At 43.5% G+C, this 12,955-nt stretch carries 12 protein-coding genes; 6 read left to right on the forward strand and 6 right to left on the reverse strand.

Annotated elements, in window-relative coordinates:
• Positions 1–51 precede the first annotated feature (51 nt).
• Positions 52–891: a phosphatase PAP2 family protein gene (locus DC20_RS11205; RefSeq protein ID WP_062543909.1), complete on the reverse strand. Its 840-nt coding sequence runs from the start codon at positions 889–891 to the stop codon at positions 52–54.
• The gene (locus tag DC20_RS11210; protein ID WP_062543910.1) at positions 891–1,700 is read right to left on the reverse strand and encodes a phosphatase PAP2 family protein; all 810 of its coding nucleotides are present in this window, start codon (positions 1,698–1,700) and stop codon (positions 891–893) included. The genes DC20_RS11205 and DC20_RS11210 overlap by 1 nt, the downstream gene beginning before the upstream one ends.
• Positions 1,701–2,010: 310 nt before the next feature.
• Between DC20_RS11210 and metK the strand changes: the two genes are divergently transcribed.
• Positions 2,011–3,315 carry a methionine adenosyltransferase gene (gene metK, locus DC20_RS11215; RefSeq protein WP_062543911.1) on the forward strand — a complete coding sequence of 435 codons (1,305 nt, stop codon included), beginning with the start codon at positions 2,011–2,013 and terminating at the stop codon, positions 3,313–3,315.
• A 74-nt stretch (positions 3,316–3,389) separates the two neighbouring features.
• Here metK and hpf read toward each other — a convergent pair whose 3' ends face one another.
• The 4 genes from hpf to DC20_RS11235 form a co-directional block, all read right to left on the reverse strand.
• Entirely contained in the window at positions 3,390–3,689 is a 300-nt protein-coding gene (gene hpf, locus DC20_RS11220) for a ribosome hibernation-promoting factor, HPF/YfiA family (protein WP_062543912.1), read from the reverse strand.
• Between the two features lie 26 nt (positions 3,690–3,715).
• Entirely contained in the window at positions 3,716–4,594 is an 879-nt protein-coding gene (locus tag DC20_RS11225) for a tyrosine-type recombinase/integrase (RefSeq protein WP_062543913.1), read from the reverse strand.
• A gap of 74 nt (positions 4,595–4,668) precedes the next feature.
• The gene (gene rpsU, locus DC20_RS11230) at positions 4,669–4,863 is read right to left on the reverse strand and encodes a 30S ribosomal protein S21 (protein WP_048919238.1); all 195 of its coding nucleotides are present in this window, start codon (positions 4,861–4,863) and stop codon (positions 4,669–4,671) included.
• Positions 4,864–4,947: 84 nt separating this feature from the next.
• Complete coding sequence (locus DC20_RS11235; RefSeq protein ID WP_062543914.1) at positions 4,948–6,087, reverse strand: acyl-CoA dehydrogenase; 1,140 nt, start codon at positions 6,085–6,087, stop codon at positions 4,948–4,950.
• 464 nt (positions 6,088–6,551) lie between these two features.
• Here DC20_RS11235 and DC20_RS11240 point away from each other — a divergent pair, with 464 nt between their 5' ends.
• The 5 genes from DC20_RS11240 (at position 6,552) to DC20_RS11260 (ending at position 12,953) form a co-directional block, all read left to right on the forward strand.
• Positions 6,552–7,283: a polysaccharide biosynthesis/export family protein gene (locus tag DC20_RS11240; protein ID WP_169788180.1), complete on the forward strand. Its 732-nt coding sequence runs from the start codon at positions 6,552–6,554 to the stop codon at positions 7,281–7,283.
• Between the two features lie 4 nt (positions 7,284–7,287).
• Positions 7,288–9,726 (forward strand): GumC family protein, encoded by a 2,439-nt coding sequence (locus tag DC20_RS11245; protein ID WP_062543916.1) that lies wholly within the window; start codon positions 7,288–7,290, stop codon positions 9,724–9,726.
• Positions 9,727–9,806: 80 nt separating this feature from the next.
• Positions 9,807–10,484, forward strand: coding sequence for a tyrosine-protein phosphatase (locus DC20_RS11250; protein ID WP_245652198.1), 678 nt, complete (start codon positions 9,807–9,809; stop codon positions 10,482–10,484).
• A 17-nt stretch (positions 10,485–10,501) separates the two neighbouring features.
• Positions 10,502–11,473 (forward strand): NAD-dependent epimerase/dehydratase family protein, encoded by a 972-nt coding sequence (locus DC20_RS11255; RefSeq protein WP_062543918.1) that lies wholly within the window; start codon positions 10,502–10,504, stop codon positions 11,471–11,473.
• Positions 11,474–11,552: 79 nt separating this feature from the next.
• Positions 11,553–12,953: a tetratricopeptide repeat protein gene (locus DC20_RS11260; protein ID WP_062543919.1), complete on the forward strand. Its 1,401-nt coding sequence runs from the start codon at positions 11,553–11,555 to the stop codon at positions 12,951–12,953.
• The last annotated feature ends 2 nt before the right edge of the window (positions 12,954–12,955 follow it).

Here is a 12,955-nt window from a genome sequence, read left to right on the forward strand (position 1 = left end):
CACCCAATTCAGGTGGCTTCTCTGTTTTAGTGGTGATTTCTAAAAAGTGACTTAAAAACGCTTAGTTAAGGCGACTCCCTGCAAAAACTCGCCAGGAAGCTGCTCTGAAGTAGGAACTAATCTCCAGCCCATTTCCCGATTTTGCTTATGAAGTTCTGGGACCAGAATGCCTATTGTGGCGCCTACGGTATAGCCTACAATGTTATCACTCAGGAAATGCTTTCCGGCCCTCAACCGTAAATACCCTACAGTAGCCGGAACTGCGGCGGCTGCTCCCCAGACTACAGGGCGCCATGGAGAGTTAGGGTGCAGATCATGGAAGACCTTCGCCGTAAAAAAAGCAACGCTGGCTGTGGCAGCGGTATGGCCTGCAAAGAAAGAATTAGTGGCATACTTGTGCAACCGTTCTTCTAGGGGAGCATGAGTGGCATATACATTCGGCCTTTTCCGGTTGGTTAGCCCTGCAGTAAGGGCATACAAACCACCCGTCAACGAAATGGATTCGGCATAAAGAAAGAAGATGTCCTTCAGATGCGGCCTTGCTTCCTGGTCGGCTAAGAAAAGTAAGGGCAGGGCATATGAAGAGTAAAAGAAAACATCGCTTGCGTCTTTTGCTTTCTTGCTGTAATTGCCGGCGGCCCACCTGTCAAAACTGTTTACCTGGTCTTCATTGACAAACCTTAGGTCTCCTTCAGTTAGCCTGGTTTTATTTGTAAGGAGATAAGACCCTGCCACAGACATGGAGACACCACCCGCGGTTATCAGGCCATCACGCAACAAATTAGTGTGGTACAAAGGCGTAGCATCCTGCGCACGCAAGGGAGCCGCAGACAGTTGCACAACTGCCACTAAGACTAATAAGGGACGAAGCCTTCTTAAAAGCAGTTTCATTAGAACTTATATTGAAGACTTACGCCGTCCAAGTTTTGACCCATCACCGGAATAACATTGGGGTACAATGAGATCCCACTGTTATTACCTTTCTTATGCAATTGCGGAACCAGGATACCAACTGCCGCACCTACACCGTATCCAATCAGGTTATCGCTGAGGAAGTGCTTGCCAGCTTCTAATCTCAAATATCCAACCGCCGCTGGAACAATCGCTGCGCCTGCCCACACAAATGGTCGGGCTGGTGAGTCTGGATTGTAATCATGAAAAACCTTGGCTGTGAAGAAAGAAACAGTAGATACAGCAGCGGTGTGCCCGGCAAAGAAAGAGTTCTGGGAATTAGAACGGGTTTTCTCTCTTATTTCTACTTCGGGGCTATAGGTAAGAGGCCTGGCTCTTGGGAAGGCAGCAGAACCCATGGTGAACAAAGTGCCCGTTATGGACATGGTTTCTACATACAAAGCCAACAATTGACCTGTTTTTACTTCAGGATCAAGAAGCAGCAATCCAGGAGCGGCCAAAGAGCTGTACAGCATCACGTCGCTTATTTTCTTAGCGCTTGCGCTGTGGTTGCCTGCTGAGAAACGGTCAAAGCTGTTGACATCACTTTTTTTAAGAGCCATAGCTTCTTCTTGCGTAAATGGCTCTTTCTGCTGCATTAAGTATAGCCCTAATCCGCTTAGCCCAATTCCTGCCGCCGTTATTGGAGCGTCTACCTTGAAAGAGGTTTTATAAGGAGAGTCTGATTGCGCAAAAACCTGGGTGAACGTGAACAAGCTAATAATAAGGGTACAAATGTTTTTTTTCATAGGTGCGGGTTGTATTGATAAATATAGATTCTAAGATGTTTCTGAAACGGGCAGGGATATAAAAGGTTTCTATCTATCGCTTAGAGAGGACTTGAGGCTTCACATAGAGGAGCAAAGCAGAGTTTTTAGTGGTGTTTTCTGAAAGGATGGGCAAAATAGGAAGTTGGACAATCTGCTGTATAACCTGCAGGTTATGAAAGATGGTGCGATCAATTGTGGTTTAATTTTTTGCATCTCCGCCAATTAGACTAATTTTGTCCCTCGCGGTCCAAAAGCTGAACCGCCTTATGTTGTAATTATAATCTAGATAATGCCTTATCTTTTTACATCTGAGTCGGTATCTGAAGGACATCCGGACAAAGTAGCCGATCAAATTTCTGACGCACTGTTAGATGAATTCCTGAAACAGGATCCTCAATCAAAGGTTGCTTGCGAAACGTTGGTTACCACTGGATTGGTCGTGTTGAGTGGTGAGGTGAAATCTCACGCTTACGTAGACGTTCAGAAAGTAGCCCGTGAGGTAATCCGCCGCATTGGGTATACCAAATCTGAGTACAAGTTTGACGCCGAAGCCTGTGGGGTTATCTCCACCATTCATGAGCAGTCAGGAGACATCAACCAGGGGGTAGAGCGCGAAAACCCAGAAGATCAGGGGGCCGGTGACCAAGGAATGATGTTTGGCTACGCTACCAGCGAAACCGACAGTTATATGCCTTTGGCGTTAGAGATTTCTCACCTGCTATTGAAAGAGTTAGCAGCTATCCGAAAGGAAGGAAAGGAAATGACTTACCTGCGCCCGGATGCTAAATCACAGGTGACTATTCGTTACTCAGACACACACGTGCCAGAGAAAATTGACACTATTGTCATTTCTACGCAGCACGATGAATTTGAAACGTCGGATGCCACTGATAGATCTGCTTCCAGACAAGCAGAGGAGAAAATGGTTTCCAAAATCAAAGAAGATGTGTTGAACATCCTGCTTCCGCGGGTTAAAAGCAAATTGCCTCAACGCACAGCAGATCTATTTGCTGAGGATATCACCTACCACATTAACCCTACTGGTAAATTCGTGATTGGTGGCCCACACGGTGATACAGGGTTAACTGGTCGGAAGATTATTGTAGATACGTACGGGGGCAAAGGTGCTCACGGTGGAGGAGCTTTCTCTGGAAAAGATTCTTCTAAAGTTGACCGTTCTGCTGCGTATGCAGCCCGTCATATTGCTAAGAACTTGGTAGCTGCCGGTGTTGCAGACCAGGTGCTGGTACAGGTAGCCTATGCTATCGGGGTGGCAGAGCCAGTTGGGTTGTATGTGACCACTTACGGTACTACCAAAGTAAAAGGTGCTAATGGCGAAACCATGACTGATGGTGAGATTGCCAACAAGGTGAATGAATTATTTGAGATGCGTCCTTATGACATTGTAAAGCGTTTTGGACTGCAGAACCCTATCTTCTCTGAGACTGCTGCTTACGGCCACATGGGACGCGAGGCCGGAGTTAAGAAAGTAGAGTTCCAGGTAAATGGTCAAAAGGAAACTAGAGAGTTTGAAACTTTTACCTGGGAAAAACTGGATTATGTTGACAAAATCAAAGCGGCTTTCTCTTTATAGGAAAAACGTTTCTACCCTGTTTTAACGAAAAGAGCCCCAAACGGGGCTCTTTTTTGTTTTAAATGACTTAAATATTAATGGGTAGTTAATTTGTCTTTGTATCGAATCAACTGCTTTTTGATATCTTCCACGGCTTTGTCTGTGGCGGTTTCAAAGGTTCCGGCTTCTTCTGAGCAGAACAAGGTGGCACCTGGCACAAACACTTTCACCTCCACTAATTTATTGTCATGCGACTCTGGCTTCTGAATACGCAGAACCACTTCGCCGCTTACTATTCTGTCAAAAAAGGTATCTAGCTTATCAATTTTTCTCTGAAGGAAATCTAACAGACTTTGGTCTGCGGTGAAGTGTACAGATCGGATTTGCAGTTTCATAGTTTACTTCTTTAGGTTGTTACGAATCAAGCTTTGGGGTGAGCTTTCTCAAAAACGGCTTTGAGCTTCTCAATGGAATTATGGGTGTAGACCTGCGTGGCCGCCAAACTGGCGTGACCCAACAAATCTTTGATGGCCCCTAGATCTGCCCCTCGGTTAAGTAAGTGCGTGGCGAATGAATGCCTGAGCACGTGCGGACTGTTTTTGATAGCAGTAGACACAGAACTCATGTGCTTTTTCACCACCCGGTATACATACTTTGGGTAGAGGGGAGCCTCTTTATCCGTAACGAAGAGAAAAGAAGAATTGTTATTGGGAAATGCAGCTTGCCGTTTCTGGATGTATTTTTCTAAAGCAATCACTAAAGAAGAATTCAAAGGCAATATCCGCTCTTTGTTTCCCTTACCCAGCACCTTCAACGTATTGGCCGAAAGATTCAGGTCTTCCAGTTTAAGGTTGGTCAATTCTGCCAAACGCATGCCAGTGCCATACAAAAGCTCAAGAATTAGCTTTTCCCGCTGCCCTTTGTAATCATCAGAAAACTCGCTCTGGTCCAGGAGCTGGGTGAACGCGTCTTCAGGAATAAAGGCCGGAAGCTTTTTTGCAAGTTTGGGAGCCTTGATGCGAACAGTTGGGTTGCTTTCTATTTTACCCTGCTGCATCAAAAACTTAAAATAGGAGCGAAGTGAGGCAATCTTGCGATGGATGGTTCGGCTATCAAACTCTTTTTGAACCAACGTGACTACCCAGGACCTGATGATGGCATGGTCTGCCACTGATATGTCTTCCAGTTCATAAGCCTCCTTTAAATAGCTTTGAAACTGCTGGAGGTCTGTTTGGTACGAGATGATAGTATGCGGACTGAAGCGCTTCTCGTACTGGAGGTACTTAAAAAATAATTCCATAAATTAGAAAGTAGCCGCTGGTAAGCGATACCCCCTAATTTATGGAATTAGCACGTAATTTCTATGGATAAAGACTAGTAGTTGTCTGTAGCGAACAATTGTTGCTTATAAACAGCTCTTTCCTTTTGCTTTCTTTTAGTTACAGAAGGCTTCTGGAAAAATGTTCTAGCACGCAGTTGTTTCAGCACACCAGTTCTTTCAAATTTCTTTTTGAATCTCTTTAAGGCTTTGTCTACAGACTCGTTATCCTTTACGTTGATGATAATCATATAATAGATTGATTTTAAAGTCAGTTGTTTTAAGGATTGCAAAGATATTGACAAATATTTTCTCAGTCAACACCTAATTCCTAATTATTTTAAAACTGCCCTGGAGATAACAAGTTTTTGAATCTCTGAGGTGCCCTCGCCAATGGTGCAAAGTTTAGAGTCCCGGTAGTATTTCTCTGCAGGATAATCTTTAGTATAGCCGTATCCGCCAAAGATCTGCACCCCTTCATTGGCTACCCGCACACAAACCTCAGATGCGTACAACTTGGCCATGGCAGATTCCTTGTTTACGTTCTCTCCCCGGTTTTTCATGTCAGCAGCTCTATAAGTAAGCAAGGCTGCTGCCTCAATTTCTGTTGCCATATCAGCTATTTTGAAGGCAATTCCCTGAAATTGAGAGATAGGCTTGTTGAACTGCTGGCGTTCTTTTGAATAAGCCAAGGCTGCTTCGTATGCTCCCTGGGCAATTCCTAAGCTCAAAGCTGCTATAGAAATACGTCCACCATCTAATACCTTCATAGATTGGATAAAGCCTTCGCCTACTTCGCCCAAGATATTTGCATGCGGTACTCTGCAATCTTCAAAAATTAGTTCTGTGGTTTCTGAAGCGCGCATTCCTAGTTTATCTTCTTTTCTGCCGGCAGAGAACCCTTGGGTTGGTTTTTCTATCACAAAGGCCGTCATGCCATGTGAATCACCCACTTCACCCGTTCTGGCTATCACTACCGCAATGTTGCTGGACTTACCATGGGTAATGAAGTTTTTTGCTCCGTTCAACACCCAGTGGTCCCCATCTCTTACGGCAACCGTACGCATATTCCCTGCATCAGAACCAGTGTTAGGTTCTGTTAAACCCCAGGCTCCAATCCATTCAGCTGTCGCCAATTTTGGAAGCCACTTTCTTTTCTGTTCCACATTTCCAAATTGTAAGATATGGCCCGTACATAATGAATTATGAGCAGCCATGGACAACCCAATGGACGCATCAATTTTGGATAGCTCAGCAATGGCAGTAACATATTCCAAATAACCAAATCCTGATCCACCATATTCCTGAGGGACTAATACTCCCATTAAGCCAAGTTCCCCTAATTGTTTGAAAACATGAATTGGGAACTCCTGAGACTCATCCCACTTCATCATGTCAGGTTTGATAGACTTTGCGCCAAAATCACGGATCATCTCCGCAATCATCTGCTGATTTTCATTATATATAAGTTGCATATTAGTATAGGATGAGCGTGCGTTCTTTTTGATAAAAGTAATTAAAGTTTTCTAAACTGGCTAACGTTTGTTAGTTAAAACTTTAAGTGAGCCACTCATTTTGTATTAACTACTTAGGTGAGTATTGCAATATTTATAGGCATGTGGTGTTTCCTGTATTGTGTTCAACTGTAATTAATATATTAACGTGCAGGAAGTTGTAAATTTATACAAGGGGTAGCCTGCCAATAGGGGATGAACTGCTTAGTGCCGAAAACATAAGATTTTGGCGTAGCCATTACTTTTGCCTTACTTTGTGATTGGCTTTGTCTGTACTAATGCTATTTGCCCTTGCAGACTATAAATTTTTGTCAAGAATCTTCTTACTCAATATGTTCTTTACTCTTCGCAGACATCTTTTCTATCTCTTCCTATTGATAGGGATTTTACAACTGAGCTCCTGTAATGTTTACAGGCAGAATGTAATGTTTAGAACTGATGGCGATGTGAATGCTGATTTGCTTCGTGCCTCCATGGCAGAGGCTGGCCGTAACTATAGAATTCAGCCAAATGATGTTTTAAGCATCCGCATTTACACCAACAAAGGTGAGATTTTAATTGATCCAAATAATTTTTTGCGGCAGGAACTACAGGGTGGAGGAAGGAACAATGCAGGGGTTCAGCAAATGGGACAGCAACAGTCCCCGGAGTATACGGTATTGCCAAATGGTGAAATAAAAGTCCCCATGATAGGGTTTGTTCAAGTTAGAGGCTTAACTGTTTCCCAAGCCGATAGTTTGTTCCAAAGCCAGTTTGAAACTTATTACAGAGACACCTTTGTTTATTCTGAGGTAATTAGCAGAAGGGTTGTTGTACTGGGTGCAACTGGTGGCAGTGTGGTTCCTTTAGAGCGCGAAAATATAAATGTTGTAGAAGTGTTAGCTTTAGCTGGCGGAATGCCTGAAAATGGGAAAGCACAGAATATAAGGCTTATTAGAGACATTGCTACTGAAAAGCCTATTGTGCATGTGATAGACCTATCTACCATTGCTGGATTGCAAAAAGCAAGCCTAAGGGTTCAACCTAATGATGTGATATATGTAGAGCCTGTAAAGAGGGTTTTCAATGAGTCACTTAGAGATGTTTTAACAGTGATTGGAGCACTTTCAAATGTGCTTACCTCTTACATTGTTATCAGGAATATAATTACAGAATAGTTTCATGAGTGTAAAGACAGTCAATGATCTGGATGAACTGGATCATCGTTTGGGTAGCGGCGAAGATGAGGATGATGACGGCGGAACCAGTATTGATTTCGTTACCCTTTTACATGTTGCAAAAAGGAGCATTCCTTGGATTATATTGCTTGTTCTGTTAGGTATTGGCGGGTCATATCTTTATTTAAGATATACAAAGAAAGTATATGAGTCATCTTCCACTATTAAGCTAGATGAGCAGTCACAGGCAGGAGTTTTAGGTTTACAAAACAGTGGGTTAAAAGTAGAATCTGGCATTGGGCAACTACAAGGAGAGGTTGATCTTATTAAATCTAACATTGTTTTTGAAAGACTTAAGAAGACAATGCCTTTACAGGTGAGTTACTTTGTGGAAGCTAGGGTGTTAGATGCAGAGTTATACAAAGACAGTCCTTTTCAAGTTAGTTATGATAATGAAAGCTTTAACTTATATGACCAAAAGATATATGTAAAGTTTACTTCCCCAAGTCGCTTTGACTTATATGTAGGGGAGAATGGGAACCAATCGTCCTATACAGTGGGAAACCCAATAACTGTTTCGGGAAGTACTTTTTCTATAAATCCAGTAAATAACTTTTCTTCTTCTAATGTAGGGATAGTTTACTACTTCATTGTGAATAGTGACCAACGCCTGAAAGGATACATAGACACTAATTTAACTACTGCAATACTGAATCCAGAATCTAAGACTATACAAATAGCCTTCAAAGATTTTAACCGATTCAAAGCACGTGATATTGTTAATAACATAGATACTGTGTATTTGCAATATAAGCTTGAGCGAAGTAATCAAGCTAGCAAGCAGACGCTAAACTTCTTAAATGAGCAGCTAAAAGAGACGGAAGACAGTCTTAGAAAAGCAGAGAATGACATTGAGCGGTTTGTGAGACAAAATATGTCTTACGACCTCAAAGCAAATTTTCAGGAAGCTTTAGCGCAGGTTCAGGAGTTGGAAAAAGAAAAGCTTGAATTGCGTTTTCAGTTGTCCCTTTTGAATACCATTCAAACAAAGGTCCAACGGAATGAGGATTTAGGGATGATTGCTTCTAGTATTCAGGGACAAGAAAACCAAGATCCTCAATTAGCGGAACAATTAACTGAACTGAGCGATTTGCAGGCTCAACAAAGAACAAGGAGGCTAACAAGTAGGGGGAATACTCTTGCCGATAATTCCTTGGAAGAACGCTTGGAGATTGCGCAAAACAGGTTGAGAGATGTTATTAATGGGAGCAAAGGATTGGTGCAAACCAAAATTAATAACATAGACAGAAATCAGTCAGAATTGACAGGGAAAATCCTGCAGGCTCCTTCTAAGGAAACAGAGCGCGCCAGATTGGAGCGTATCTTCGGTTTGTATGAAAGCTTCTTTACTCAAATTCTGAACAGAAGAGTCGAGTATGGTATAGCCATGGCTGGCACAACCGCTGATTTTCAAATACTATCCCCTGCCAGCCTTCCTAGTGAATCTGCTCCTATCTCGCCAAACCCCTTCATTATCTATGCTATTGGAATAGCGGGTGGTTTGTTTTTAGGGGTAGGCTTGATTGCCACGAGGTACCTAATGCATGATACTGTCGCGAATGTGCGGGAGTTGGAGCGCAATACGTCTGTGCCAGTGCTTGGAGTTGTGCCGTCTTATGATAAGCAGAAAATGCCGTTCTCTAAGCTGGTAGTAAATCAGAACCCAAAATCAGCCTTGAGCGAGTCTATTCGTTCCATTAGGACGAACCTAGAGTTCATGAGTGCCTCAAAGAAAAAACGCATTATCTCCGTTACTTCTACCATCAGCGGCGAGGGGAAAACGTTCGTGGCCGTAAACTTAGGTGGAATCATTGCCATGTCCGGGTTGAAGGTGGTCATTCTAGACTTAGATATGCGTAAGCCCAAAGTGCACATTGCCTTGGATGGAGACAACAGTAAGGGGATGAGTACTGTCTTGATTGACAAACATTCTTTAGCAGAATGCTTACAGCAGACGTCAGTTCCTGATCTGGATTTTATTTCAGCTGGGCCTACACCTCCCAACCCGTCTGAGCTGATCATGGGTAGCCGTTTCGATAATGTTTTAGAGGAACTGCATCAAATGTATGATGTCGTTTTAATAGATAGTCCGCCTGTAGGTTTAGTAACAGATGGGGTCTTGATTATGCGTAAGGCAGATGTTCCCCTTTACATTGTGCGGGCTGGTTATTCTAAAAAAGCTTTCCTGAAGGGGATTGATAAGCTAGTGCGCACCAACCATCTTTCCAACATGGCTACCATCCTGAACGACGTGAGCAGTATGAACATGTACGGCTATGGGTACGGCTATGGGTATGGCTATGGATACGGCTATGGTCAAGGATATTATGATGAAGAAGTAAAGCCCACTGTTGGTAGCAAATTGAAATCTATTTTCAAATAGAAGCTATGTGGGGTAGTTTTAAGAAACTCTGGGGTAAGAAAGAGTCTGCTACCTCTTCATTTGCTGATCTTGTGACAGATATGCATTCGCATCTTCTTTCAGGGTTAGATGATGGTGCTACTACTATTGAAGATTCTATGGAGCTTTTGGAGGCCCTTTATGGAATGGGGTTTAAGAAGCTTTGCATGACTCCCCATATTATGGGAGATTTTTATAAAAACACCCCAGCTTCTATCAGGGCAAAACTGAAGGAACTGCAGGAGGTTGCAGCATCCAGGGGAATAGAGATAGAGCTTTCCTGTGCGGCTGAGTATTACATAGATGAATGGTTCTTTTCTAAAGTTCAGAATGGAGAAGAGCTTTTATCTTTTGGAGGCGACCGTAAATTCCTACTCATTGAAACATCTTATATGAATGAGCCCGCTCATTTACGTCAGGTGATCTTTGCCGTACAGGCGGCTGGCTATACACCGGTATTGGCGCATCCAGAACGTTATACCTACTTTTACAATAGAATTGACGCGTTACTTTCTTTGAGAGAAACAGGAGTATTGTTTCAGGTGAATACCAATTCATTAACTGGCTACTATTCCAAACAAGCAAAGGAAGTTGCTCGTCAACTTATTCAAAAAAAGGCAGTAGAGTTTCTGGGGACAGACACGCACTCTATGAAGCATATCAAAGTTCTGGAAAGGGTAGTGGCTGAGCCTTTGTTCCAGGAAGCAATGAAACTCCCTCTTCTGAACTCCAGCCTTTAATTCAAACACAATTTCTTTTGAAACATGTACTGGTTACCGGTGGCAGCGGCCTTCTAGGTCATTTTCTGTTAGAGCGTTTACTGCAGGATGGCTATACGATTACGGCCCTTTTTAGGAAAACTGTTTCAAAAGTAACCCATCCAAGACTCAAATGGGTAGAAGGTGATATCTTGGATGCCTTGTTGGTAAGATCACTGGTCCAACAAGTAGAGGAAGTATACCATTGTGCAGGCTTTGTGTCTTATGCTCCTCAAGACGCGGGTTTGCTCCAGCAAATAAATGTAGAAGGTACCACCAACATAGTGGATGCGTGTCTTGAAAAACCCGGTGTGCACTTGTGCCATGTAAGTTCTATTGCCGCCATCAGCAGGAAAAAGAGTGACAAGGTCATCAAGGAAGATGTCAAGTGGGACCCGGCGGTTGAGCGGTCAGTGTACGCGTTTTCTAAACATTATGCTGAGATGGAGGTGTGGAGAGGAGTCTCTGAAGGCCTGAAAGCTGTGATCGTGAACCCATCGGTTATTCTGGGCCCGGGAGATATGGACCGGAGCAGCACTCAGTTGTTCAAATATATTTCTGAGGAGCGCGCCTTCTATACTCACGGGTATGCTAACTTCGTAGATGTGCGGGATGTGGTGGAAGCGATGGTTAGATTAATGAACGGAAACCATTGGGGACAACGTTTTATCATTAATGGTCACCAAGCCTCATATCAGGATTTCTTCCAAAAGGCAGCAAATCTTATGGGGAAAAAAGCACCCAGTATTAAGGTGCCTGACTGGGTAGCGGAGGTAGTCTGGCGGATTGAAAGTGTGAGAGGAAAGTTGACAGGTACCAAACCACTCATCACTAAAGAAACTGCCCGAATAGCCAAAGAAGAGCACTTTTATTCCAATGAGAAAGTGAAGGCGGCAACTGGTTTAACCTTTCGTCCGTTGGAAGATACCCTGCGTTGGAGTTGTGAGCAACTTGTAAAGGCAAGAAGCTGATAGAACTCTTTCCTGCAAGGGTATGTGTTGTATAGAAAGGGGCTGTAGAAGTACAGCCCGTGTTGAGATTTACTTGTAGATGAACGATAATTTTGAAGATTTCTCCAGCGAAGACTTAGACCTTGTAAAAAGGTTTGAAACCATGCTGGAAGCCAATCATACTGTCTTTTTTGATCTCTCAGACTATGAGAGTATCATAGACTACTACGCCAATAATTTTAACTACAGCCAGGCTTTAAAGGCTTGTGATGTAGGTATAACCCAATACCCTTATTCTACTGAACTATTAATTGACAAGGCGCAGATCTTAGCTATGCTGGGAGCCTTTGATGAGGCACTGCACCTGGTGGAAGAAGTAGCACAGATGGAACCGGGCAACGAAGACATTCCCCTTACCAAAGGCATTATCTTCAACCAAAAAGGAGACTTTGCACTAGCCATTGATTGCTTCAAGCAGGCGGTGGAACAGTCAGAGGTGAAGGATGATATATACTTCAACATTGGTCTGTCTTACCAGAGTTGGGGCAAGTTCAAGGCAGCCATGAAGTACTACAAGAAGAGCCTCCGCCTTAACATGGAGAATGAGCTGGCCCTGCAGGAACTGCTTTATTGTCTGGAGATTACGGGCGAAGGAGAGGAAGTTATTTCCTTCTTTCAGGAGTTCGTGGATGAAGACCCATATTCTGCCATGGCCTGGTTTAACCTGGGGTTGGCGCAAAGCCGATTAGGAAATTATGAAAAAGCGGTGGGAGCGTATGAATATGCCACCCTTATTCAGCCTGATTTAGCTCCTGCTTTTGTAAACCTTGCTAATAACTATGTCTATTTAGGTGAATTCACCAAAGCCATTGAGTCTTTTCAGGCAGCTTTGGAGCATACAGAGCCAAACGCAGACATCCTGTGTAACATAGGGGAGTGCTATGAAAAGCTGTCTCAATGGGATCTATCGCACAAGTACTATCAAAAGGCCATTGACCTTTCCCCTGAGATGGACGAGGCCTGGTTCGGGATTGGGGTAATTCTTGACTTGCAGGGGAAATGGATGGAGGCGGTGCACCATTACCGCAAAGCCATTGCCTGTTACGCCGATAATGCGGATTACTGGTTAGCCTTGGCTGCTGCCGAATACAACTTAGGGAACATCATCTCCAGTGTAGAGGCCTATGAGCAAGCCAGTACCCTTGCGCCTGAGAACAAGGATATCTGGCTTAACTGGTCCATCATTCTCTATGAGCAGGGTAATTTTGAGGGAGCTATTGACTTACTTCTGAATGCGTTAGAGCTTCAGCCCGACGAGGCAGAACTTCAGTATCGGCTTTGCGCCTACAGCTTGGCAGCAGGAAAGTATAAGCAAGCATACAATTATTTAGAAAATGCGTTAATTTTGGACTTCGATAAGCACAAGCTGCTCTTCGATTTCTTTCCAGAACTGGAGTCTCAGCGGGCATTGTCTCGCCTGATAGACCAGTATCGTAAATAACC

Origin of the sequence: Rufibacter tibetensis, from assembly GCF_001310085.1 — a bacterium.
In the GTDB taxonomy this organism is placed as follows: Bacteria; Bacteroidota; Bacteroidia; order Cytophagales; family Hymenobacteraceae; genus Nibribacter; species Nibribacter tibetensis.

Coding starts and splice junctions, on each gene's coding strand:
- DC20_RS11205 (WP_062543909.1), bottom strand. CDS start 891: ATGAAACTGCTTTTAAGAAGGCTTCGTCCCTTATTAGTCTTAGTGGCA.
- DC20_RS11210 (WP_062543910.1), bottom strand. CDS start 1,700: ATGAAAAAAAACATTTGTACCCTTATTATTAGCTTGTTCACGTTCACC.
- metK (WP_062543911.1), top strand. CDS start 2,011: ATGCCTTATCTTTTTACATCTGAGTCGGTATCTGAAGGACATCCGGAC.
- hpf (WP_062543912.1), bottom strand. CDS start 3,689: ATGAAACTGCAAATCCGATCTGTACACTTCACCGCAGACCAAAGTCTG.
- DC20_RS11225 (WP_062543913.1), bottom strand. CDS start 4,594: ATGGAATTATTTTTTAAGTACCTCCAGTACGAGAAGCGCTTCAGTCCG.
- rpsU (WP_048919238.1), bottom strand. CDS start 4,863: ATGATTATCATCAACGTAAAGGATAACGAGTCTGTAGACAAAGCCTTA.
- DC20_RS11235 (WP_062543914.1), bottom strand. CDS start 6,087: ATGCAACTTATATATAATGAAAATCAGCAGATGATTGCGGAGATGATC.
- DC20_RS11240 (WP_169788180.1), top strand. CDS start 6,552: ATGTTTAGAACTGATGGCGATGTGAATGCTGATTTGCTTCGTGCCTCC.
- DC20_RS11245 (WP_062543916.1), top strand. CDS start 7,288: ATGAGTGTAAAGACAGTCAATGATCTGGATGAACTGGATCATCGTTTG.
- DC20_RS11250 (WP_245652198.1), top strand. CDS start 9,807: ATGCATTCGCATCTTCTTTCAGGGTTAGATGATGGTGCTACTACTATT.
- DC20_RS11260 (WP_062543919.1), top strand. CDS start 11,553: ATGAACGATAATTTTGAAGATTTCTCCAGCGAAGACTTAGACCTTGTA.